Below are 19,892 nucleotides of genomic sequence, written 5' to 3'. Positions count from 1 at the left end.
ATTTCGGGCTCGACGTCAGCTACACCACGATGGTCCTCAGGTGGTTACCACCCTCTCGACCACCACTCCGGAACTCACTCTGCGATGCTCACGACGTCCGCCAGCCCCCACACCTCGTAGTCGGGCGTCACCGAGAGGTCGGTGTCGACGCGGTGCGGGCGGCGGATGAACGCCGAGTCGATGCCCGCGGCGTGGGCGGCCCGCACGTCGGACTCGTTGTCGCCGACGAACAGGGCGTCCGAGACGCCGAGGTCGGCGAGCGCCTGTTCGACGTAGTACGGACGCGGCTTCTTGCGTTCGAGGCTCTGTATCGTCGGATCGCGTGCGTGGACCGTCTCGAAGTGCGGGGCGAGTCCGAAGTGGTCGAACGCGAACTCCACCGTCGCCCGCTGGTTCGAGGAGACGACGCCCAGCGGCGAGTCGAAGCTATCGAGTGCGTCGACGTCGTCGTACGGGCGCTTCTCGCCGGCGGTCATCTCGGCGCGTTGCACCTCGGAGATGGTGCCGTCCCGCGCCACCCAGAACTCGTCGGGGTCGAGGTCGTACTCGGCGCAGACCGCCTCCAGTCGGTCCACCGTCACGCCGATGCTCATCGCCTCGACGTGGTCCGGGTGTGGGTCGGTGACCCCGACGCGCGCGAACGCCTCGCGCGTGCCGTCGAGATGGGCGTCCATGCTCGTCAGCGTCAACAGGACGCCGTCGTTGTCGAAGATGACTGCCTCGTAGCCCATACCGGTACCGTCGCTCCCTGCGGCCGAGAACCTTTCCACTCAGAGGCCGAGTTCGTCCCCGGTATCGAACTCCTCGGGCGAGCGACCGGCGGCGTCTATCACCTCGTCTGAGACGACCAGCGGGCAGTCTACGCGCAACGCGATGGCGATGCCGTCGGAGGGCCGCGCGTCGAACACCATCTCCTTGCGGCGGTCGTCGAGGTACTGCTCGGTGTCTATCTTCGCGTAGAAGGTGCCGTCGGTCAGGTCGTCGATGCGGACACGGTCGATTGCGCTGCCGAACTCCGCGACCATCTCGACCAGCAGGTCGTGTGTGAGCGGTCGCTCGAACGGTTCGCCGTCGATGGCCAGTTGCATCGACTGGGCCTGGTCGGAACTGACGAAAATCGGGACGATTTCGCCGCGGGCGCGGAGCAACACGACCGGCGTTCCCGCTCCCTCTTCGCTGACGCCGACGCCGACTCCTTCGACCGTGGCCTCGTGTTCCATGTCGTACAGTTCGGTCGGCGGGTATGAAAAGCTAGCCCGCGGTCGTTTTACAGGTCCGGTCCGTACCGGCGTCCGTGGCCGAGGACGCCTACCGAGTGGTCGTGAAGCCGTCCGCGCGCCGGGTGAGCGCTCGCGCCGGTCGCTGGGTCAACCGCGAGGGACCGGCCCGAACCTTCGACTCGAAGGCGCTGGCCCGCGAGTGGGCGCGTGCCTGTCGCGGGGCGACGGCCGCCGTCTGGCTACAGGACGCCCCGCCGTGGGCCGACGACGACGCCGACGGCTACCTCGTCGGCCGGACCCGCGCCGTCGCGCGCGCCGACGCGCCGGGCCGCCAGTACACGCTCCCGGAGACAGACGAGTGACTGCCTCGCAAATCCCGTTTAATCCGGGTTAAATCGGCGCTCGGAACGGTTAAAACGGCCTAAATCGACTTTATCCGCCTTTGCTGCTTGTCCCCTTGAAGTGGTGACGGTCGTGAGGGTAGGATGGAGACAACGCACGATGAAACTCACAAAGATTGCCGGCGCGCTGCTGGCCGTCCTCGTCGTCACGGGGTCGGCGGCGGCGCTGCCCGCGGCGGCAGGCGCACAGGCCAACGACAACGCGGACGGCGCACAGGCAGACGAGTACGCGAACGAGACTGCCACGGACGCCGACGACCACGCCGCCGACGGTGAGGCGATGGCCGAGTCGAACGAGTCTGACGCGGACGCGGAGGCGTCGAACGCGAGTGCGGCCGCCGAGCGTCAGGGCCCGCCCGCCGACGTCGGCCCGGACGGCGAACGCGGTCCGCCCGCGGACCTCCCCGAACAGGTGCCCGACTTCGTCAGCGAGATTCACTCGCTGGTCCAGCAGCACATGAACGGGAACCTCAACGGCAACCTCGGCGACCAGGTCAGCGACGTCACCCCCGACGACGCTGACGATAGCGAAGACGAGAACGCCGACAGCGAGGCAGAGAACGAAGACGAGAACACCGAGACCGACAGCGACGACGAGACGACCGACAGCGAGCAGTAACCCGGCCGATTCTTCGCCCGTTCCACCGACCCGACCCACGTAGCGACCAAGCGCGGTATTTTTGCTCGCTCGTCACGCACTACCGGTATGGACGACTCCGCCCACGCCGACACGGCCGAGCGGACCACCGAGGACCTGCTCTCGGCCGACGAGACGGACGACGTCGGGGAGACGTCAGGCGTCGACCGGTGGCAGGCGACGAAGTACATCGCGCCGTTCGTGGCCATCGGTCTATTCGACCTCGTGCTGTTGCTCGGCTGGGGGCTGGACCCGCTGTGGGGGTTCATGATTCTCCCGCCGATTCTGTTCATCAGCGTCCTCGGGTGGATCGCGTTCCGGACCGGGTTCGCGAGCGACCGGACCTGACGGGCACTGTGGTATTTAGTGACAGGGATTCCTCTGTCTCGTATGCAGGTCCGTACGCTGAGTGTGCTACTCGTCGTTCTGGTCGCCGCGAGCGGCGTCGCCACGGCACACGGTAACGACGTGGTCGTCCACAGCCAACGCTCGTCGAACGGCGTCGTACAGGTGGCACACGTCTCCCAGATTACGAGCGCGCATCTGGTGCTCCATCGGACCGACGGGGCGACGCTCGGTCCGGTCGTGGGGCATCGGTACCTCTCGCACGACGGCCCCCTCACCGAACGCGACCACGTCACCGTCCGCGTAGAGCCGTCGGCGTGGGCGAACGTCACCGGGAACCGCACGCTGTTCGCCGCGCTCCACACCGACGACGGCGACGGTCGTTTCGACCCCGAGTCAGACGCGGTCATCAGCCGCGACGGAGAGCCGGTCGGCCACCAGTTCGTCCTCGGGAAGGCCGATGGGAACGCGAGTGTCGTCGCCCACGAACAGACGGTGGCGACGAACGTCACGGTCGAGAACGTGGCCATCGACGCCGACGGGTACCTCGTCGCCAGCGCACACGACGGACACATCGCCGGGGTCACGCCCCTCGCGGCCGGCCGTCACGAGAACGTGACCGTCGGTCTCGACCCCGCCTTCTACAACGACCAGCGGTCCTCGTTCGAACTCGAACTCACGCTGTATCACGACGACGGCGACGGCACCTTCGACCCGGCGACCGACACGCCCGTCACCGCCGGGACCGAGTCCGTCGGCACGCACCTCGCCGTCGAGAAGGCGACACCGACCGTCACGACGCCGGTGACGACCACAACCGACGGCTCGCCGACGGGGGCGACGACGACGGCCCCGCCCACGGACAGCGCCACGGCCACGACGTCACAGACGACTGGCGGTAGCGGCTCCGGCTTCGGGGTGCTCGCGGCCGCCCTCGCCGTCGTGAGCGCCGTGCTCCTGCGGGAGCGTCGCCACTGACGGAGTGTTCGTCGCCCCACACCGAACCGGTGTGGGCGAACCGCGCGCGGTTCAGTTCTCCTCGTCGGCGAACAGGTCGTCGACGGCCGAGCGAGCGGCCAGCGCGGCGTCGTCGGCCACCCGCGTCTCGTCGACGCGGCTGTCCGGGGCGTTGACGTAGACGTCCACTTCGAGGACGCCGTCTTCGAAGGTGACGGTCACGTCCACGTCGTCGACGTCGCTCGCGTCGAACCGCGAGAAAACGACGTTTTCGGCCGCGTCAGCGGCCACCTCGACAACCTCGGCGTCCGTCGGCATCGCCTTACGCGCCAGCGCCGGGGCCGCCGGCCGGACCGCCGCCGAGCATCTGCTGGAGCTCGCTCTGGAGGTCCTCGAACTGCTCCTGCACGCGCTCTTCCTGCTTCTCGAGGGTCTCGACGCGGACTTCGAGGCTGGAGACCTTCTCTTCGAGGTCGTCCTTGGCCTCGTCGAAGCCTGTCTTCACGAGGAGTTCGCCGACCTCGCGGTACATCGTCGTGTCCTCGTCGACGTCCTCGAGCTCGTCCAGCGCGGTGCGGGACTCCTGGAGGTTCGTCTCGGCCTGCTGTTTCTGTGCGGCGACCTGCTGTGCGGTCTCCTGCAGATCCTGCAGTTCCTCGAGCTTCTCCTGTGCTTCAGGCGGAAGATTACCCTGCATACTCCGAGGGTCGGGGCCCGGAGTGTTAAACCCACGCTTTCGTACCTATCGGTGCACCCACGTCGACGCCCGACGGCGTCGGGGTGGGCGTTTCCGGCGCGTTTCCGGTGGCCTGCGGCACCCCCGGTCGTCGTCGGGGACGCACCCGACCCCGCTACTCCGCAATCTCGCCGACCGCGCGTTCTCGTAGTTCGCCGGTGAGGTGCATCCCGTGCTGGTCGATGCGACGGACGATACGTTTGGCCTGTCGCGAACTGAGGTACTTGTCCTCGATGGCCGCGCGGACGACGACGCCGAAACTGCTCGTCACCTCGGCGCCGAGTCCCTGCGCGGTCCGGCGGACGGTGCGGTCCTCCGAGACGACGGCGACGGCCGAGCGGTCGGACTGGTCGCGGTGCGCGAGGACGCCGGCCAGAACGGTGACGGCGGCACCGATGTCCTTCTCGCCGAGGACGGTGCGGGCACGTTCTATCTGGCCCTCGTCGACGGCCGTCTCCACGTCGCCGCCCGCCAGAAACTCCGAGAGGTTGGTCGCGGTCGGTTCGACCGGTACCGCCTCGATGACCGGGTCGGGGACCACCACGTCGCCGTCGAACGACTCCAGCAACGCCAGTTCGCCCACCTGCCCGAGACTGTACAGCGCGGTGGGGCCGACGTAGATGCGGGTCATAGCTCCGCGGCGGTGTCGGCGTCGAGTTCGAGGTCCGACAGTTGCAGTTGCGTGGTCAGGTTGCGCTCGCGGGCCACGTCTAGCCACTCGGCGATGGAGAGGTCCGCAATCTGGGCGGCCTCCGCCGCGGAGATGTCGCCCGACTGGTACTGCTCGACGGCCACGCGGATGCGCAGGGTCTCTAACCCCTCGCGGAGTGCCTTCCGGATGGTGGTCGAGCGGTCCTCGGAGAGCAGTTCCGCCACGTCGTCGAGTTCGGCCTTCTCCTCGCTGGGGAGCCGCGCGCTAATTGTTGGCATTGTTTGCACAGTGGTCTCAGGTAAACACACATCAAGGTAGGGGTCGAGGAACCGAGTGTTAGTGCAGTGACCACTCCGGGCGCCGACGGCCCGGACCGCCAACCGTTAAGCGGGGCGGTCCCCGATAGATGGGCAATGAGCGAGCAGGCACGAGCGTTCGTCCCGGGCCACGTGACCGGGTTCTTCACGGTCGACCGGGCGGACGACCCGACGGAGACGGGGTCCCGGGGTGGTGGGCTGGCGCTGTCGGACGGCGTCTCGGTGACGGTGGAACCGGCCGCCGAGACGGCGGTAACACTCGACGGCGAACGCGTCGAGATGGCCGCCGTGGAGCGAGTGCTGGAGGCGCTCCGCGTCTCGGCACGCGTCACCGCCGAGACGCCGTTGCCGCTCGGTGCAGGGTTCGGCGTCTCCGGCGCGACGGCGCTTGGGACGGCGCTCGCGGCCAACGCGGCGTTCGACCGTGCTCTCTCGTACAACGAACTCGTCACGATAGCCCACGGCGCGGAGGTACAGGCCGGTACCGGGCTGGGTGACGTGGTCGGGCAGGCCCGCGGCGGGGTGCCGCTTCGACTCGAGCCCGGCGCGCCACGACACAACTACGTCGACGCGATTCCCGCCCGCGCCCGCGTCGAGTACCACACGCTGGGCGAACTGTCGACGGCCGACGTGGTGGGCGGGGACACGGCGACGCTGACGCGGGCCGGCGAGCGAGCGCTCTCGATGGTCGTCGAGGACCCGACGCTCGACACGTTCACTCGCGCGTCACGGCAGTTCTCCCGGGAGGCAGAGTTGCTGACCGAGGACGTCGGGCGCGTGGTTCGGGACGTGACCGGGGCGGGTGGCGACGCCGCGATGGCGATGCTCGGCGAGACGGTCTTCTCGTTCGGCACGGGGCTGACCGACGCGGGCTACGACGCCAGCGTCTGTGAGGTGTACCCGCCGGGCGCCACCGTCGAGAACGGACCGCCGTAACGGCCCGCGACCGACGACTTTTCGACGGTCCGCCGTCGAACGAACTGTATGAGCGACGAGGTCGACGTTCCCGAGAGCCACCCCCGCTACGAGTCGTTGTTGACGCGTCACCGCATCGAAGACGGCGTCGACCGCGGTATCACGTCGAGACAGGGACTCATCGCGCAGGGCCGCGGCGAGGCCTACGACTACCTGCTGGGCGAACGGACCCTCGAGAGCGCCGACCGGGCCGAACGGGCGGCGGCCGCCTACCTGTTGCGGGCCGACCACGCCGTCGTCTCTGTCAACGGCAACGCCGCCGCCCTCGTCCCCGGCGAACTCGTCGAACTGGCCGAGGCCACCGGCGCCGACCTCGAAGTGAACCTGTTCAACCGCACCGAGGAGCGGATTCGGGCCATCGCCGAGTACCTCCGCGACCACGGTGCCGAGGAGGTGTTGGGACTCGAAGCGGACGGGCGCATCCCGGGCCTCGACCACGAACGCGCGAAGGTGGACGCCGACGGCATCGGCGACGCCGACGTGGTGCTGGTCCCACTGGAAGACGGCGACCGAGCGGAGGCGCTGGGCGAGATGGGCAAGACGGAACTCGTCGTCGACCTCAACCCGCTCAGCCGGTCGGCACAGGTCGCGACGGTCCCGATAATCGACAACATCGTCCGGGCGATTCCGAACGTGACCGCTCACGCGCGCGAGATGGCCGACGACCCCGAGGCCCAGCGGGCGGCTATCGAGGCGTTCGACGCCGACGAAGCGCTCGAGGCCGCCGAGCGAGCGATTCGCGACGGGGCGTAGGCGGAGCGGGACGGCGGGGGCTTCTTGCCGCCGCGGCCCGTATCGCCCCGTAGATGCCTGTCTATCCCTCGGTCCGCGACCACGGCGTCTCGCTGTGCGAGCGGGCCGGTTACGACGTGACCGTGCACGAGGGCCTCGCCGGGCCGCCGGCGCTCGCCGAACCGGGCCAGTCAGCCGTCGGCCTCGTCGACGCGGAGGACCCGCGCCCGGTCGCCATCGAACCGCTCACCGAGGCCGACGTGGGACCGTCGGGACTGGTCCCGCGCTTCGCCGACGCCCTCCGGGAAGACCGTGACTGTCTGTTCGTCGTCCCCTCGACGGAGGCGACCGGGACGACGCTCACACAGGTCGTCGCGACGGTGCTCGGCGACCCCGCGTGCGTGGCCGTCGACGAACCCGACGGCAGACACTTCTACAAGGGCCCGGACCGCGTGCCGCTCTCGGACGGGAGCTACGCCTGTGCCCGCGCACCCGCCTCGGACCTCCAGTGGCGGGAGGTGCGCGTCGACGAGGGTCGGCCGCGACTGGAACTGAGCGTCGGCACCGAAGTCGTGGCCGTCTTCGAACACGTCGACGCACTGGGCGACGCGGGACGGCACGCCTTCCAGCACGCCTATCGCCGGGCCGACGACGGCCGCTTCGAGGTGACTGCTGGCGGCGAGGTGATAGAGCGGTTCCCCGGGCCGACGGCGATGCGCCGCGGCGGCTACGCCCCCGTGCCGATGCCCATCGTCCCCGAACACCTGTTCCCCGCCGACGCCGACCGGTCGCGCTGGGCCGTCTGCCAACCCGACGGTGGACGGGACGTTCTGACGGTCGCTGGCCTGCACGCCTGGGCCTGACTGCCGCCCGAAGCGCATCGTCGCCCGGTTCTCGCTTCCATCTGTCGCCCGAGCGACGGCACCGACCACACCACAACACCTATTTACCACAGTAAGATATTACTAGGTGGTATGAGCGAATTCGACAAGTTCAGCGACGTCGGCGAGGCGGAAGTCACACGCGCAATCGGACAGGAGTGGACCGAGGAGTTCATGGACTTCTCGGACTCGGACGTCATCATCGTCGGTGGCGGCCCCTCCGGCCTGATGGCCGCGAAGGAACTCTCCGAACGCGGCGTCCAGACGATGGTCGTCGAGAAGAACAACTACCTCGGCGGCGGGTTCTGGCTCGGCGGCTTCCTGATGAACAAGGTGACGGTACGGGACCCGGCCCAGAACGTCCTCGACGAACTCGATGTCGACTACAAGCGTTCGCAGGACAGCGAGGGCCTGTACGTCGCCAACGGGCCGGAGGCCTGTTCCGGCCTCATCAAGGCCGCCTGTGACGCCGGCGCGAAGATGCAGAACATGACCGAGTTCACGGACATCGTCGTCCGCGAGGACCACCGCGTCGGCGGCATCGTGATGAACTGGACGCCGGTCCACGCCCTGCCCCGGGAGATTACCTGCGTCGACCCCATCGCCGTCGAGGCCGACCTCGTCATCGACGCGACGGGCCACGACGCCATGGCGGTCAAGAAACTCGACGAACGCGGCGTCCTCGACGCGCCGGGTATCGAGGAGGGTGACACGGGGATGGACCAGACCGGCGACGACACCTACGGCGCACCCGGCCACGACTCACCCGGCCACGACTCGATGTGGGTCGGCGAGAGCGAGGACGCCGTCGTCGAACACACGGGACTGGCCCACGACGGCCTCGTCGTCACCGGCATGGCCACCGCGACCACCTACGGCCTCCCGCGCATGGGGCCGACGTTCGGCGCGATGCTCGTCTCCGGCAAGCGCGCCGCACAGGTCGCACTGGACGAACTGGAGGTCGACGCCGACCCAGTCGACCTGACCAGTCGCGACGCCGCGGCGACCGCCGACGACTGACGAACGGTCGTCGATTCTCGAACCTTATTCGTGTACTTACAGTAATATGTGGCTAGTGCCAACGATTATGTAGGAATTTCCCCCAATCGTGATTGTGATTGCCAACCGATGTCCGACGGATTACAACATCTGAACGGAACGGCGCCCGACACCGGTCCGGCGAACGGTCTCACGGTCGACCTCTGGACGCGACGGCCGGTGTGTGGGCCACGGACGACGGTCATCGACCGGTTGAGTAGCCTCCGGACGGCGGGGACGCTGAGCGACTTCACGGTCACGACGTGGCCCGACGAGATAGTGGTCTCCGACCGGAACCAGCACAGCGAGTTGCTGGCGACCATCGAGACGTTCGAGGCGTGGGCGGCCGAGAACGGCGTGAGCGTCCGGCCACCGTTCGAGACGCGGACGGCGTCGCTACTGGTCGGCGAGAGCAAGGAGGTGCTGACGACGCCGATGATGCTCGCCAGCCTCACCGACGGCGAGGACATCCTCGGGGTCTACCCCTGTACCGACGGCGACCGCACGTGGACGATTCCCGAGTTCCTCGACGTCCTCGAAGCCGACGAGACGTCGCTCGGCGGTACTGGCGAGCGAGCGGCGTTGCCGATGACCGGACTGGGGACTCCCTGAGAGAGCGGCGCACGCTCGTACGACTGCCGTCGTCGACTCGACGCTGTGACCGCCCCCACGTCGAGACCGAACCCGGTCCCGTCGACACTGATGTCCCTACTTCTACTCCGTTCACAACCTGTATCACTGGGCGGTACCACTGGCCGATATGATCGACCAGATCACGCTCTACCGCGCGCCGACTGCGGCGGCCGACGCCGACGCGATCGCCGACTGGCTCGGCGCCCACGTCGACGCCGAGGTAGCCGTCCGCGAGCGGTTCCTCTCTCGGTACGCCGACGACGACCTGCCCGAGGAGATGGCCTCGGTGCGCGTGCTGGACCCCTACGAGCGCGAGACCGGCAACACGATGCTCGGTATCGTCCGCTACGAGGAGCGCGCCGTCGAGAGCCCCGAACGGGCGGGTGGCGTCATCTACGACGGCCTCGAACTCCAGCGACTGTTCCACCGCCGGATTCCCGACGCCGAACGGTCGCTCGCCCACCTCCACGTCGTCCTGCTGGACCGGGTCGTCGGCACGTGGGGCGACCACGACGGCCGCTGGCACAAGCGCGTGAACGTCCTCGGCCAACCCGCCATCGTGTCGGTGCCGGGGCTGTACGAAGCGCCCGCGAAACCCGACCAGTACTACGAGGCACAGCAGCGACACGCGTTACTCACTGGCGACTCGCCGCCCCGAGAGGTGCTGGAGAACGAAGTCGAGGGCGACTTTCTGGTCGAGAACGACCCCCGGACGACCGAGGCGCTGAAGGGGTACGTCCTGCAGGCCTACCACTACCTCGCGACGGGCGAGGCGTTCTGCGACGAGGAGCAGTGTCGGCTGCACAACCCACACCGGCACCCCGGCGTCGTCGAAGCGCAACTGCGCGACCCCGACTTCTGTCCGCGCCACGCCGAGCGCTATCGGCGCTGAGCGGCCGCGTCTCCCGTCACTCGACGCGCCCGGAGACCAACCCGAGGTACCCACCCGCGAACGTCTCGTAGCGCCGGTCGACGGTCCGTTCGGCCAACCGGTCCCGGGCCGCCGTCACTCGTCGCTCGAAGGCGTCGGCGTGTGACTGTCGCGAGAGTCGCGTCCCGGGCGCGGAGAGGCGGACGAACCCCTCGAAGGCGACGTTCACCGGTGTCGCGAGTGGGTTCCGACTCCGCTGGAAGTTCAACAGCGCGACCCGGTCGCCGGGGGCGACGCAGTCACACCACGCGTCGACGGCCGCGGCGGGGTCCGCGAAGACGCCGGCGACGAACGTCGCCAGCACCGCGTCGGCACTGTCGACGGGCGGGCGCGTCGCGTCGCCGAGCAAGTAGTGGACGCCGTCGCCGGTCCGGTCGTCGTGGGCGCGTGCCTGCGCGAGCATCTCGCGAGTCAGGTCAACGCCGACGACCCGGCCCCCCGCCCCCACGCGACGGCGGAGGACCGGCACGTTCGCTCCGGTGCCACAGCCCATCTCGACGACGGTGTCGCCCGCCGACAGGTCGAGCGCGTCGGCCGCGCGGGCGCGCCACGACCGGAGGACCGGGAGGTCGGCGACGCTGTCGTAGAGGGCGGCCCAGCGCGCGTAGACGTTCGGGGGGTCGCTCACAGCAGGTCTCTGGTCCACTCGGCGACGGTCACGGCGTCGTCGCCCAGCAGATAGACGACCGGCTCGACGCCCATCCCGCCGGTCTGATAGATGACGTCGGCGTCGGGGTCGTCGGTCAGCGCCGCCTCGATAGCCGGTTCGAGAGCCGTCTCGGCGTCGAACTCGACGGCGGTGTGGCCGGCCTCTTCCAGCGCCGCGACGACGGACTCGTCGTACCGGACGTTCAGCGCCGCGCGGGCGTCGCTCCCGGCGGCACGCGCCGCCAGCAACACCGTGGCGACGTGTTCGCTCACACCGTACTCCGGTTCGGCGGGGATGGTCGCCCGCCCCTTCACGTCCAGAATCCGGCCGGGGACGGCGGCCACGTCCTCGATGCTGTCCCCGTCGGGGAGCGCCTGCACGAGGTTCGACCCGACGGCGGGGATGAGCGTCGCGAACCCGCTGGTGTTCTCTAACACCCGCAGGCCCTGCCGCACCGTCGACAGCGTCCGCTCTGCGGCCCGCAGTGTCGAGTCCGGGTCGTGGACGCTGAACTCGCCGCCGTACTCCGCGAGTTCCGGCACCGCGTCCTCGTGGAGCGACGCGAGCAGGCCGCCCTGTTCGAGTTCGCGGACGAACACCTCGGCCTCGACGAGCGCCTGCACGGGGCTCACGTCGCCGTCGGCCAGCCCCTCGGCCAGTCGCTCGACGAGTTCGTTCAGTCCGCGGTGGTCGAGCAGCGCCTCGTTGCGCTCGACGTCGCCGTGGACGTACTTCGAGACGGCGCTCTGACTGATGCCCAGCAGGTCCGCCACCTCGGACTGGGTGAGGTCCCGCTCTCGGAGGGCCTCGGCCAGCATCGACCGGAACGTCGGGAGGAACTCCTCGACGACGATCTCCTCGACGAAGCGCATCTACTGGTCGCCTCCGAACTCCCTATCGCCCTGTATCTTGCTCGCCTGCGGCCCCCGCTGGCCCTGATACTTCGAGCCGCGTTCGGACCCGTACGGCCGCTCTGCGGGCGTCTTCAGTTCGGTGAAGGTGAGTTGCGAGATTCGCATGCCCGGGGTGAGCGCGACCGGAGCGGTGCCCAGATTCGACAGTTCGAGCGTAATCTGGCCCTCGTAGCCGGGGTCACACAGACCGGCGGTGGCGTGGACGACGATGGCGAGTCGGCCGAGCGAGGACCGCCCCTCGACGTGGGCGATGAGGTCGTCGGGAATCTCGACGCGTTCGTGGGTCGTCCCCAGCACGAAGTCGCCGGGGTGGAGGATGTACTCGCCGTCCTCGTCTATCGTCGTCTCCTCGACGTAGTCGGCCACCTCGTCCTCGGAGTTGGGGTGGATACAGGGGATGTTGGCGTGCTGGAACTCCAGAAACTCGTGGCCGAGTCGGAGGTCGACGCTCGCTGGCTGAATCTGGATGTCGGGGTCGTCGAGCGGTTCGACCACGAGGTCGCCCTCGCGGAGGCGACGCTCGATATCCGCGTCGGAGAGTATCATTACCCGACGTAGCGGCGCGGGATACCTAAAGCGTCCCGTCTCGACCCCGACGACGCGAGCCTTCGGGTACCGCTCAACGCTCGTTTTTAGCATCCGTCGGGGGTTTTTTACAGGGTGGTGTACGGTCGAGTGGATGCGCGCTACTTGCCCTCCACCCATCCGAGACAGACCGTACAGCCCTATCGACCGCCCGACGCCGCAGGAGGTGTGCCCGTGACCGCCCGTCGAACCGCCGTCGTCAGTGTCGTCGCCGTCGGCGCGGTCCTCCTCGCCGGCGGCCTGTTCGCCCTGCCGGCCCTCTCCGGCCAGACGGGCGGGCCCGCCGAGGCCCCGACGACTGACTCGCCGGCCCCGAACGAGGTGAACGGCACCGTCGTCTCCCCGGTGAACGACTCGCTCGTCCTCGAGACCCGGGCGAACGAGACGGTCGACGGAGTGACCGACCTCGACCCCGGCGCGACCCTGACTCTCAGAATCAGGAGCGACAGCGCCGAGAACCCGTTCCTCTACCAGCGACAGACGACGGTACGAGAGAACGGTACCTTCGCGGTGCAGGTCGACCTCTCGAACGTCGAGGGGAACGCGACGGCGACCGTCAGCGTCCGTCACGACGGCGCAGAACTGACCAACCGGACGGCGCAGATTCGCCACGTCCCCGGAGCGTCGGACGGTGAGGCCGACGACGAGTCGAGCGCGGGGACGCAGTTCGACTACGACGGCGACGCTCTGACCGTCCGGAACGACGCCGACCAGTCGATTCGCGGGACGACCGACCTCGACCCCGGCACGAACGTCACGATTCGCGCGCGTAGTACCGGGTCGAGTACGCCGTTCATCCGGCAACGCGTGGCGACGGTAGCGGACGACGGGTCGTTCACCGTCACGATGGACTTCGAGTCTCTCCCGGACGGCACGGAGTTCGTGGTGCGCGCAGTCCACGACGACGAGACGCTCGCCGAAGCCGACGCACGCGTCGAGTGACGGCGTCGGCCTACGAGAGTACCACCGGCACGGTCGCCACGACCACGCCGACGACCACTGCCGCTCGACGACTGAGTTCGTGGGCGACGCGGAGGCCGCCGGCCCAGACGAACGCCTGCCACGCCGCGCCGACTATCTGTATCAGGAGGAACGTCAACCCGGAGACGCCCGACTGGAGCGTTCTGACCTCCGAGAGGAGCGTCTCCGGGGTCGCACTGGCGAGGTCGGCCTGCGCGGCGAAGGAGACCAGCGCCACGCCGGCCGCGGCCGTCACGAACGCCGTCGGGACGAGCCCCCACGCGGCGACTTCCATCGTCGCCCCGAAGCGCCCGCTCCCGCCGCCCAGCCACGCACCGACGTGGAGTGCGACGGCGAGGCCGAACCAGACGACCAGTACACCGACGAACAGCCACGGGAGCGTGCCGGTTATCTCCTCCCAGAGGAGCGCGCTAATCTCGACGGTCACCGTCGCCGGTTCGTCACAGCCACTCGGGGTCGTCCCGCCGACGCCGCCGTCCTCGCAGAACGTGTCGCCGGGATACGCCGGGTTGTCGACGGTCGTGGTGCCGGTGAACTGCCGGCTGAACAGGCGGAGCACGACGCCGAGGGCGAGGACTATCAGGAGCGAGAGTGCGGCGGCGAGGCCGGCCCCACGCAGACCGCTCAACCGGTCCGCTCGCCGCTCGAAGAACTCGCCGGGTCGCGCGACGAACGTCCTGACGGTGGCGGGCATCTCCGGGGAGTGCACACCCACACGGTAAGTGCCCTGTGGTACGTGCAACCGGTCGGGTACTCCGACGGGCGTTTAAGTACGGGTCGCTACGTACGGTGTATGAAGCAGGCCATCGTCGCCCGGGCCGACCTCGGTATGGGCGAGGGCAAACTCGCCGCGCAGGTCGCCCACGCCTCGCTGTCGGCCTACGAGGACGCCGGTCGGACGGCCCGCAACGCCTGGAAGGGCGAGGGCCAGAAGAAGGTGGTCCTGAAGGCGACCGGCGAGTCCGAACTGTTCGAACTCGCCGACGTCGCCGAGCGCGAAGGCCTGCCGCATGCCATCGTCAGGGACGCTGGCCACACGCAGTTGGACCCCGGGACGGTCACCGCCCTCGCGGTGGGGCCGGCCGAGGACGACCACGTGGACCGCGTCACCGGCGACCTCTCGCTGTACTGAGGGCAGCGGAGACGACATCGACGATGTCGTTATATACCAGAAGCCCTAACCTCAGGTGAATAACAGAGAACACCCACAATGCAAGGAAACGAACAACAGGCGTACGACCGCGGGATAACCATCTTCTCGCCGGACGGGCGCCTCTATCAGGTCGAGTACGCTCGTGAGGCAGTCAAGCGAGGGACCGCGAGTGTCGGCGTCCGCACGGCCGACGGCGTCGTGCTGGCGGCCGACCGCCACGCCCGCTCCCCGCTCATCGAGCGCGACAGCATCGAGAAGATACACGAGATCGACGACCACGTCGGCGTCGCGAGCGCCGGCCACGTCGCCGACGCCCGCCAGCTCATCGACGTCGCCCGGCGGCAGGCCCAGGTCAACCGCCTGCGCTACGACGAGCCCGCCAGCGTCGAGTCTCTGACCAAGGAAGTCACGGACTACATCCAGCAGTACACCCAGACCGGCGGCGCACGCCCGTTCGGGGTCGCCCTGCTGGTCGGCGGCATCGAGGACGGCGAGCCCCGCCTGTTCGAGACGGACCCCTCGGGGACGCCCTACGAGTGGCAGGCCGTCGCCATCGGCGGGTCTCGCGAGGAACTCCAGACGTTCCTCGAGGACGAGTACGCCGATGAGATGGACTTAGAGGGCGGCGTCGAACTGGCGCTACAGGCACTCGCCTCGGTCAACGAAGAGGGCCTCGACGCCACCGGCGTCGACATCGCCACCGTCGACGTCGAGACCGAGACGTTCACCAAGCTCGGCGAGGACGACATCGCCGGTCGCATCGAGGAGTTCGAACTCGGAGGTGAGAACTGATGTACGACCCCGATAACCGCCTGACCGACGCCTACGAACCCGAGGTCGGCACGCTGCCCAACGACGACGGCGGCCGCGACGAGGAGACGGTCACCAAGACCGGGACGACCACCGTCGGTATCAGTACCGAGGAGGGCGTCCTCATCGCGACGGACCGCCGCGCCTCGCTGGGCGGCCGCTTCGTCTCGAACAAGAGCGTCCAGAAGGTCGAGCAGATTCACCCGACGGCCGCCATGACGCTGGTCGGCAGCGTCGGCGGTGCCCAGTCGTTCATCCGCTCGCTGCGCTCGGAGGCGAACCTCTACGAGGTCCGCCGCGACGAACCTCTCTCGATTCACGCGCTGACGACGCTCGCGGGTAACTTCGCTCGCGGCGGCCCGTTCTTCGCCATCAACCCCATCATCGGTGGGGTCGACGACGAGGGCAGCCACGTCTACAGCATCGACCCGGCCGGCGGCGTCCTGCAGGACGACTACACCGTCACCGGCTCCGGGACGATGGTCGCGACGGGGACCATCGAGGGCGAGTACGACCCCGAGATGAGCCTCGAAGAGGCCCGCGCGCTGGCCATCCGCGCCGTGCAGGCGGCCGCAGAGCGCGACACTGGCTCCGGGAACGGTATCGTCCTCGCAGAGGTCACCGAGGACGGCGTCGAAATCGACCGCTTCGACGACTACGAGTCCGCGGCCTGACGGCGCGTCGGGACTGCGTTCTTCGCTTTTCTCGCCAGTCGTGAGCGACGCTCAGCGCGGCACGTCGACCCAGCCACATATCCACGACTCCTCGACGTCGGGGAGGTACGCGACGGTGCGCCCGCTGAACTCCGTTATCTCGACGTCGCTCGCGCGCCACTGCTCGACGCGGTCGGCCATGTCGTCGCGCCTGCGGTCGTGTGCGTGTTCGGGTTCGGTCACGGTCCTTGCTCGGGTGGACCTCGGTCGCCCACCGTTCTCGTTATGGAGCCGCTAACCACCGACCGAGTGGCGGGCTCCGAATCCGTATATAGCGGTATGGAGCGCCTGAAACCGGCAGAGTGCAGGTATAAGTGCCACCCGCCTCTTGCTCCGGTCGATGGCCACGGACCACGCCGAGGACGACGTCGACTTGCTCGACGCCTTTCGGCAGTTCTTCGCGCTCGAACGGGACGTCCTCGTCCTCTCGCTGTCGATGCTGGCGTTCTCGCTGGCCTTCCAGATGACCAGTCGGTACGTCCCCGAGTACATGCGCCTGCTGGGGGCGAGCGCGGGCGTCATCGGTCTGTACGGTAGCGTCGGGAACCTCATCAGCGCCGTCTACCCCTACCCCGGCGGGGCCGTCTCCGACCGCCTCGGCTCCCGGTTCGCGCTGACGGCCTTCGCCGTCCTCGCCACCGTCGGCTTCGGCGTCTGGTATCTCGCCGCCGTCGTCGGCACCGTCGCCGTCGGTCCGCTGACGGTCCCCGCGTGGGCCTTCGTCTTCGTCGGCCTCTTTCTGGCACAGGCGTGGAAGTCGTTCGGCCTCGGGGCGACGTTCGCCATCGTCAAACAGAGCGTCCCGCCCGAGCGACTGGCGATGGGCTTCGCCAGCACCGAGGTGTTCCGCCGCCTCGGCTTCCTCGTCGGCCCGCTCGTCGCCGCCGGTTTGCTGGCCGTCTCGGCGACGTTCGTCGGCGGCTTCCAGCTCGTCCTCCTCGTCGCCGTCGCCTGCGGCGCGGTGGCCACGGTGGCCCAGCACCGCCTCTACGACGCGGGCGAGGACACGCTGGGCAAGTCCTTCGAGGGACTCCAGCAAGTCCTCGGGGACCTGCGTGGGATGCCGGCGACGCTTCGCCCACTGCTCGTCGCCGACACGCTCGTCCGCTTCGCCAACGGCATGGTGTACGTCTTCTTCGTCATCGTCGTCACGGACTTCCTCTCGGTCGGCTTCTCGGGCTTCGGCCTCTCCCTGCGACCCGACGCCTTCTTCGGCGTCCTGCTGGGCGTGGAGATGGTCGTCGCCATCCTCTCGATGGCACCCGTCTCGAAGCTCGCGGAGTACGCCGGCCTCAAGCCCGCCGTCGCGCTGGGGTTTTCGGTGTACGCCCTGTTCCCGCTGGTGCTCATCTACGCACCGGCCGACCAGTGGATTCTCCTCCTCCTCTTCGCGTACTCGGGCCTGCGCTTCGCCGGCCTTCCGGCGCACAAGGCACTCATCGTCGGCCCCGCAGAACGGGACGCCGGCGGCCGCGTCACCGGCACCTACTACCTCGTCCGGAACACGCTGGTCATCCCGAGCGCCGCGCTGGGCGGGTGGCTCTACGGGAGCGAGTGGGTCGTCGGCGTGGCCGGGACGACCGTCCGGGCAGGCCCGGAACTGGCCTTCGGTCTCGCCACGGCCGTCGGGAGCGTCGGCGTCGCGTACTTCCTCGTCTTCGGCGAGGAGTTCGAGGCGTACGCGTGAGGCGGCGACCGGTAGGCGGAAGCCGTCGGCAGACGAGAGGGACGGTAGTCGCTCATGGACAGGAACAGGCAGTGGACTGCGCTCGCCGTCGCCGTGGGTGCCCTCGGCGCGGTGCTCGCGTTCGCCATCGAGGCCGACCTCGGCCTCGCCGACGGCATCTGGTACCCCGTCGTGTACGCGTGCGTGCCCGCCGTCGCGGCCACGGCGGCCTTCGCCCACGAACGGCCGGGTGAGAGCCCCGTTCTCGTGGCGACGGTCGGTGGCTGGCTCCTCGTCACGTCGGTGTTAGCACTCGCCGGGTTCCTCGTCCTCTCGCTCGGGTTCCCGCCACGAACCGCGCGCCCGCCGATAGTGGCGCTGGGGTTCGTCCTCGCCCTCTATCTGGGCTACCTGCTGGTCCCCGTCGCCGCGGCGCTGGCGGCCGGCCGAACCCGGGGTATCCGGGCTATCGGGGCACTCGCTCTCGCCCCGGTGGGCCAACTGCTCGTCGGTGCCGTGCTCGTCGTGCTTCGGTGAGAGTCTGGGCGACGAACGCCAACGCTAAACCCGGCCCGACGAACAGACCACCAATGCGCGAGGCCCACCCGATAGAGCAGGTGGTCGGCATGGAGTACTACGTCAGCGACGCCGACGGCGTTGGCGGCCGTCTCAGAGTCTCGCCCGAGGATTTCCGCGTCACCGAACTGGAGGCGTTCGACACGTCGCCCGTCGACGCCGACACGGGGGGGTACCCCCATCTCGTCCTCCGCGTCGAGTTGCACAACTGGGACACGAACGACTTCGCCAGCGCCCTCTCGGACAAACTGGGCATCTCCCGCGAACGCGTCTCGTGGGCCGGAACGAAGGACAAGCGGGCGGTCACTCGACAACTGTTCTCGGTGAAGGGTATCGACGCCGGCGACGTGCCCGAGGTGGACGGCGCCGACGTCGAGATAGTCGGCCGCGCCGGCCGGCCGGTCCTGTTCGGTGACCTCGCGGGCAACGCCTTCGACATCGTGGTTCGGGACACCGAGGACCCCGAGAACGCCGCGTCGGTGCTGGCAGATCTGCGGGCGTTCGCGGGCGAGGACGCCGATGGCATCGACGCCGACTCGCTCCCGGACGACGAGTCGACCGTCGGCGTCCCGAACTTCTTCGGCCAGCAACGCTTCGGGTCGCGCCGCCCGGTTACCCACGACGTCGGACTGGCAATCGTCCGCGAGGACTGGGAGGAGGCCGTCCTCGCCTACGTGGGTAATCCACACGAGCGTGAACCCGAGGACACGCAGGCCGCCCGCGAGTACGTCGACGAGACACACGACTGGCAGGGGGCGCTGGACCGCCTGCCGCGAGCGCTGGGCTACGAGCGGTCGATGTGTCACAAACTCGTCGAGAACGGTGCCGAGGGTCCCGAGGACTTCCGCGCGGCCGTCGAGACGCTCCCGACGAACCTCCAGACGCTGTTCGTCAACGCCGCGCAGTCCTACGTCTTCAACCGCGTCCTCTCGAAGCGACTGGAACGGGGCCTGCCGTTCGACCGGCCCGTCGAGGGCGACGTGGTGTGCTTTGCCGATAGTGACGCGCCGGCGGACCTCCGCCTGCCCGACCCCGACCGGACCCAGCGCGTCACGGAGAAGCGCCTGCGAACCGTCGAACGCCACTGCGAGCGTGGTCGGGCGTTCGTCACCGCACCGCTCGTCGGCACCGAGACGGAACTGGCCGACGGCGAACCCGGGGAAATAGAGCGCGAGGTCCTGTCCGACGTGGGCCTCGAACCCGCCGACTTCGACCTGCCGGGCGAGTTCGACAGTGAAGGGACCCGGCGGGTCGTGATGGTCCGCACCGACCTCGGCGTGGACCGCGACGGCGACGACCTGACGTTCTCGTTCGCGCTCCCGAAGGGCAGTTACGCGACGGTCTTGCTCCGGGAGTTCCGGAAGACCGACCCGGGCGCGTAGGGAATCTC

Annotated in this window: 28 protein-coding genes; 17 read left to right on the top strand and 11 right to left on the bottom strand. The window is 68.9% G+C overall.

The features are described 5' to 3' along the window. Positions 1 to 74: 74 nt before the first annotated feature. Complete coding sequence (locus tag EGH21_RS02985; RefSeq protein ID WP_220616979.1) at positions 75 to 731, bottom strand: HAD family hydrolase; 657 nt, start codon at positions 729 to 731, stop codon at positions 75 to 77. A 39-nt stretch (positions 732 to 770) separates the two neighbouring features. Beyond that, positions 771 to 1,220, bottom strand: coding sequence for a bifunctional nuclease family protein (locus EGH21_RS02980; RefSeq protein ID WP_220616978.1), 450 nt, complete (start codon positions 1,218 to 1,220; stop codon positions 771 to 773). A 74-nt stretch (positions 1,221 to 1,294) separates the two neighbouring features. On the opposite strand from EGH21_RS02980, the gene EGH21_RS02975 reads away from it, so the two are divergent. The 4 genes from EGH21_RS02975 (at position 1,295) to EGH21_RS02960 (ending at position 3,581) form a co-directional block, all read left to right on the top strand. After that, the gene (locus tag EGH21_RS02975) at positions 1,295 to 1,582 is read left to right on the top strand and encodes a DUF8081 domain-containing protein (protein ID WP_220616977.1); all 288 of its coding nucleotides are present in this window, start codon (positions 1,295 to 1,297) and stop codon (positions 1,580 to 1,582) included. 139 nt (positions 1,583 to 1,721) lie between these two features. Further along, positions 1,722 to 2,240 (top strand): hypothetical protein, encoded by a 519-nt coding sequence (locus EGH21_RS02970; protein ID WP_220616976.1) that lies wholly within the window; start codon positions 1,722 to 1,724, stop codon positions 2,238 to 2,240. Positions 2,241 to 2,327: 87 nt separating this feature from the next. Then, positions 2,328 to 2,606 carry a DUF8142 family protein gene (locus EGH21_RS02965; RefSeq protein ID WP_220616975.1) on the top strand — a complete coding sequence of 93 codons (279 nt, stop codon included), beginning with the start codon at positions 2,328 to 2,330 and terminating at the stop codon, positions 2,604 to 2,606. Between the two features lie 42 nt (positions 2,607 to 2,648). Then, entirely contained in the window at positions 2,649 to 3,581 is a 933-nt protein-coding gene (locus EGH21_RS02960) for a DUF7282 domain-containing protein (RefSeq protein ID WP_220616974.1), read from the top strand. 51 nt (positions 3,582 to 3,632) lie between these two features. On the opposite strand, the gene EGH21_RS02955 is transcribed toward EGH21_RS02960, so the two are convergent. The 4 genes from EGH21_RS02955 to EGH21_RS02940 all read right to left on the bottom strand — a co-directional run bounded on the left by EGH21_RS02955 (position 3,633) and on the right by EGH21_RS02940 (position 5,226). Next, positions 3,633 to 3,878, bottom strand: coding sequence for a DUF3194 domain-containing protein (locus EGH21_RS02955; RefSeq protein ID WP_220616973.1), 246 nt, complete (start codon positions 3,876 to 3,878; stop codon positions 3,633 to 3,635). Positions 3,879 to 3,882: 4 nt separating this feature from the next. Beyond that, positions 3,883 to 4,257 (bottom strand): prefoldin subunit beta, encoded by a 375-nt coding sequence (locus EGH21_RS02950; protein WP_220616972.1) that lies wholly within the window; start codon positions 4,255 to 4,257, stop codon positions 3,883 to 3,885. Between the two features lie 154 nt (positions 4,258 to 4,411). Continuing rightward, positions 4,412 to 4,927, bottom strand: a complete 516-nt coding sequence (locus EGH21_RS02945) for a PIN domain-containing protein (RefSeq protein WP_220616971.1) — start codon at positions 4,925 to 4,927, stop codon at positions 4,412 to 4,414. Further along, entirely contained in the window at positions 4,924 to 5,226 is a 303-nt protein-coding gene (locus EGH21_RS02940; protein WP_166968469.1) for a UPF0175 family protein, read from the bottom strand. The genes EGH21_RS02945 and EGH21_RS02940 overlap by 4 nt, the downstream gene beginning before the upstream one ends. Positions 5,227 to 5,361: 135 nt before the next feature. Between EGH21_RS02940 and EGH21_RS02935 the strand changes: the two genes are divergently transcribed. The 6 genes from EGH21_RS02935 (at position 5,362) to EGH21_RS02910 (ending at position 10,416) form a co-directional block, all read left to right on the top strand. Further along, positions 5,362 to 6,201, top strand: coding sequence for a pantoate kinase (locus tag EGH21_RS02935; protein ID WP_220616970.1), 840 nt, complete (start codon positions 5,362 to 5,364; stop codon positions 6,199 to 6,201). A gap of 48 nt (positions 6,202 to 6,249) precedes the next feature. Continuing rightward, positions 6,250 to 6,993 (top strand): 4-phosphopantoate--beta-alanine ligase, encoded by a 744-nt coding sequence (locus tag EGH21_RS02930; RefSeq protein ID WP_220616969.1) that lies wholly within the window; start codon positions 6,250 to 6,252, stop codon positions 6,991 to 6,993. A 53-nt stretch (positions 6,994 to 7,046) separates the two neighbouring features. Beyond that, positions 7,047 to 7,835 carry a hypothetical protein gene (locus EGH21_RS02925; protein ID WP_220616968.1) on the top strand — a complete coding sequence of 263 codons (789 nt, stop codon included), beginning with the start codon at positions 7,047 to 7,049 and terminating at the stop codon, positions 7,833 to 7,835. A 111-nt stretch (positions 7,836 to 7,946) separates the two neighbouring features. After that, entirely contained in the window at positions 7,947 to 8,873 is a 927-nt protein-coding gene (locus EGH21_RS02920; protein WP_220616967.1) for a sulfide-dependent adenosine diphosphate thiazole synthase, read from the top strand. A gap of 108 nt (positions 8,874 to 8,981) precedes the next feature. Next, positions 8,982 to 9,503 (top strand): HTH domain-containing protein, encoded by a 522-nt coding sequence (locus EGH21_RS02915; protein WP_220616966.1) that lies wholly within the window; start codon positions 8,982 to 8,984, stop codon positions 9,501 to 9,503. Positions 9,504 to 9,654: 151 nt separating this feature from the next. After that, the gene (locus EGH21_RS02910; RefSeq protein ID WP_220617298.1) at positions 9,655 to 10,416 is read left to right on the top strand and encodes a DUF7001 family protein; all 762 of its coding nucleotides are present in this window, start codon (positions 9,655 to 9,657) and stop codon (positions 10,414 to 10,416) included. Between the two features lie 16 nt (positions 10,417 to 10,432). Here EGH21_RS02910 and EGH21_RS02905 read toward each other — a convergent pair whose 3' ends face one another. Genes EGH21_RS02905 through dcd form a run of 3 tightly spaced genes read right to left on the bottom strand, consistent with a single transcriptional unit; the run spans position 10,433 to position 12,564 of the window. Then, positions 10,433 to 11,083, bottom strand: coding sequence for a class I SAM-dependent methyltransferase (locus EGH21_RS02905; protein ID WP_220616965.1), 651 nt, complete (start codon positions 11,081 to 11,083; stop codon positions 10,433 to 10,435). Then, complete coding sequence (locus tag EGH21_RS02900) at positions 11,080 to 11,976, bottom strand: thiamine-phosphate synthase family protein (RefSeq protein WP_220616964.1); 897 nt, start codon at positions 11,974 to 11,976, stop codon at positions 11,080 to 11,082. The genes EGH21_RS02905 and EGH21_RS02900 overlap by 4 nt, the downstream gene beginning before the upstream one ends. Then, complete coding sequence (gene dcd / locus EGH21_RS02895) at positions 11,977 to 12,564, bottom strand: dCTP deaminase (protein WP_220616963.1); 588 nt, start codon at positions 12,562 to 12,564, stop codon at positions 11,977 to 11,979. 213 nt (positions 12,565 to 12,777) lie between these two features. On the opposite strand from dcd, the gene EGH21_RS02890 reads away from it, so the two are divergent. Next, positions 12,778 to 13,545, top strand: coding sequence for a BGTF surface domain-containing protein (locus tag EGH21_RS02890; RefSeq protein ID WP_220616962.1), 768 nt, complete (start codon positions 12,778 to 12,780; stop codon positions 13,543 to 13,545). Between the two features lie 10 nt (positions 13,546 to 13,555). Here the strand turns inward: EGH21_RS02890 and EGH21_RS02885 are convergent, their stop codons facing one another. Continuing rightward, a complete protein-coding gene (locus tag EGH21_RS02885; protein WP_236035364.1) occupies positions 13,556 to 14,278 on the bottom strand; it encodes a Yip1 family protein in 723 nt (240 codons plus the stop codon). A gap of 99 nt (positions 14,279 to 14,377) precedes the next feature. On the opposite strand from EGH21_RS02885, the gene pth2 reads away from it, so the two are divergent. The 3 genes from pth2 (at position 14,378) to psmB (ending at position 16,221) form a co-directional block, all read left to right on the top strand. After that, entirely contained in the window at positions 14,378 to 14,716 is a 339-nt protein-coding gene (gene pth2 / locus EGH21_RS02880; protein WP_220616960.1) for a peptidyl-tRNA hydrolase Pth2, read from the top strand. 78 nt (positions 14,717 to 14,794) lie between these two features. Beyond that, positions 14,795 to 15,529, top strand: coding sequence for an archaeal proteasome endopeptidase complex subunit alpha (gene psmA, locus EGH21_RS02875; RefSeq protein ID WP_220616959.1), 735 nt, complete (start codon positions 14,795 to 14,797; stop codon positions 15,527 to 15,529). Beyond that, positions 15,529 to 16,221, top strand: coding sequence for an archaeal proteasome endopeptidase complex subunit beta (gene psmB, locus EGH21_RS02870; RefSeq protein ID WP_220616958.1), 693 nt, complete (start codon positions 15,529 to 15,531; stop codon positions 16,219 to 16,221). Before psmA ends, psmB begins: the two co-directional genes overlap by 1 nt. A gap of 51 nt (positions 16,222 to 16,272) precedes the next feature. Here psmB and EGH21_RS02865 read toward each other — a convergent pair whose 3' ends face one another. Then, positions 16,273 to 16,443 (bottom strand): hypothetical protein, encoded by a 171-nt coding sequence (locus EGH21_RS02865; protein WP_220616957.1) that lies wholly within the window; start codon positions 16,441 to 16,443, stop codon positions 16,273 to 16,275. A 157-nt stretch (positions 16,444 to 16,600) separates the two neighbouring features. On the opposite strand from EGH21_RS02865, the gene EGH21_RS02860 reads away from it, so the two are divergent. Genes EGH21_RS02860 through truD form a run of 3 tightly spaced genes read left to right on the top strand, consistent with a single transcriptional unit; the run spans position 16,601 to position 19,884 of the window. Then, a complete protein-coding gene (locus tag EGH21_RS02860; RefSeq protein ID WP_220616956.1) occupies positions 16,601 to 17,947 on the top strand; it encodes an MFS transporter in 1,347 nt (448 codons plus the stop codon). 54 nt (positions 17,948 to 18,001) lie between these two features. Further along, positions 18,002 to 18,463 (top strand): hypothetical protein, encoded by a 462-nt coding sequence (locus EGH21_RS02855; RefSeq protein WP_220616955.1) that lies wholly within the window; start codon positions 18,002 to 18,004, stop codon positions 18,461 to 18,463. A gap of 53 nt (positions 18,464 to 18,516) precedes the next feature. Then, complete coding sequence (gene truD, locus EGH21_RS02850; protein WP_220616954.1) at positions 18,517 to 19,884, top strand: tRNA pseudouridine(13) synthase TruD; 1,368 nt, start codon at positions 18,517 to 18,519, stop codon at positions 19,882 to 19,884. The last annotated feature ends 8 nt before the right edge of the window (positions 19,885 to 19,892 follow it).

Source organism: Haloarcula rubra (genome assembly GCF_019599465.1).
Taxonomy (GTDB): Archaea; Halobacteriota; Halobacteria; order Halobacteriales; family Haloarculaceae; genus Haloarcula; species Haloarcula rubra.
This window is presented reverse-complemented; position numbering and strand designations above follow the sequence as displayed.

What these genes read in the sequence shown, in the direction of transcription:
- EGH21_RS02985 (WP_220616979.1), bottom strand. Translation starts at nt 731, where the DNA reads ATGGGCTACGAGGCAGTCATCTTCGACAACGACGGCGTCCTGTTGACG.
- EGH21_RS02980 (WP_220616978.1), bottom strand. Translation starts at nt 1,220, where the DNA reads ATGGAACACGAGGCCACGGTCGAAGGAGTCGGCGTCGGCGTCAGCGAA.
- EGH21_RS02970 (WP_220616976.1), top strand. Translation starts at nt 1,722, where the DNA reads ATGAAACTCACAAAGATTGCCGGCGCGCTGCTGGCCGTCCTCGTCGTC.
- EGH21_RS02965 (WP_220616975.1), top strand. Translation starts at nt 2,328, where the DNA reads ATGGACGACTCCGCCCACGCCGACACGGCCGAGCGGACCACCGAGGAC.
- EGH21_RS02960 (WP_220616974.1), top strand. Translation starts at nt 2,649, where the DNA reads ATGCAGGTCCGTACGCTGAGTGTGCTACTCGTCGTTCTGGTCGCCGCG.
- EGH21_RS02955 (WP_220616973.1), bottom strand. Translation starts at nt 3,878, where the DNA reads ATGCCGACGGACGCCGAGGTTGTCGAGGTGGCCGCTGACGCGGCCGAA.
- EGH21_RS02950 (WP_220616972.1), bottom strand. Translation starts at nt 4,257, where the DNA reads ATGCAGGGTAATCTTCCGCCTGAAGCACAGGAGAAGCTCGAGGAACTG.
- EGH21_RS02945 (WP_220616971.1), bottom strand. Translation starts at nt 4,927, where the DNA reads ATGACCCGCATCTACGTCGGCCCCACCGCGCTGTACAGTCTCGGGCAG.
- EGH21_RS02940 (WP_166968469.1), bottom strand. Translation starts at nt 5,226, where the DNA reads ATGCCAACAATTAGCGCGCGGCTCCCCAGCGAGGAGAAGGCCGAACTC.
- EGH21_RS02935 (WP_220616970.1), top strand. Translation starts at nt 5,362, where the DNA reads ATGAGCGAGCAGGCACGAGCGTTCGTCCCGGGCCACGTGACCGGGTTC.
- EGH21_RS02930 (WP_220616969.1), top strand. Translation starts at nt 6,250, where the DNA reads ATGAGCGACGAGGTCGACGTTCCCGAGAGCCACCCCCGCTACGAGTCG.
- EGH21_RS02925 (WP_220616968.1), top strand. Translation starts at nt 7,047, where the DNA reads ATGCCTGTCTATCCCTCGGTCCGCGACCACGGCGTCTCGCTGTGCGAG.
- EGH21_RS02920 (WP_220616967.1), top strand. Translation starts at nt 7,947, where the DNA reads ATGAGCGAATTCGACAAGTTCAGCGACGTCGGCGAGGCGGAAGTCACA.
- EGH21_RS02915 (WP_220616966.1), top strand. Translation starts at nt 8,982, where the DNA reads ATGTCCGACGGATTACAACATCTGAACGGAACGGCGCCCGACACCGGT.
- EGH21_RS02900 (WP_220616964.1), bottom strand. Translation starts at nt 11,976, where the DNA reads ATGCGCTTCGTCGAGGAGATCGTCGTCGAGGAGTTCCTCCCGACGTTC.
- dcd (WP_220616963.1), bottom strand. Translation starts at nt 12,564, where the DNA reads ATGATACTCTCCGACGCGGATATCGAGCGTCGCCTCCGCGAGGGCGAC.
- EGH21_RS02885 (WP_236035364.1), bottom strand. Translation starts at nt 14,278, where the DNA reads ATGCCCGCCACCGTCAGGACGTTCGTCGCGCGACCCGGCGAGTTCTTC.
- pth2 (WP_220616960.1), top strand. Translation starts at nt 14,378, where the DNA reads ATGAAGCAGGCCATCGTCGCCCGGGCCGACCTCGGTATGGGCGAGGGC.
- psmA (WP_220616959.1), top strand. Translation starts at nt 14,795, where the DNA reads ATGCAAGGAAACGAACAACAGGCGTACGACCGCGGGATAACCATCTTC.
- psmB (WP_220616958.1), top strand. Translation starts at nt 15,529, where the DNA reads ATGTACGACCCCGATAACCGCCTGACCGACGCCTACGAACCCGAGGTC.
- EGH21_RS02860 (WP_220616956.1), top strand. Translation starts at nt 16,601, where the DNA reads ATGGCCACGGACCACGCCGAGGACGACGTCGACTTGCTCGACGCCTTT.
- EGH21_RS02855 (WP_220616955.1), top strand. Translation starts at nt 18,002, where the DNA reads ATGGACAGGAACAGGCAGTGGACTGCGCTCGCCGTCGCCGTGGGTGCC.
- truD (WP_220616954.1), top strand. Translation starts at nt 18,517, where the DNA reads ATGCGCGAGGCCCACCCGATAGAGCAGGTGGTCGGCATGGAGTACTAC.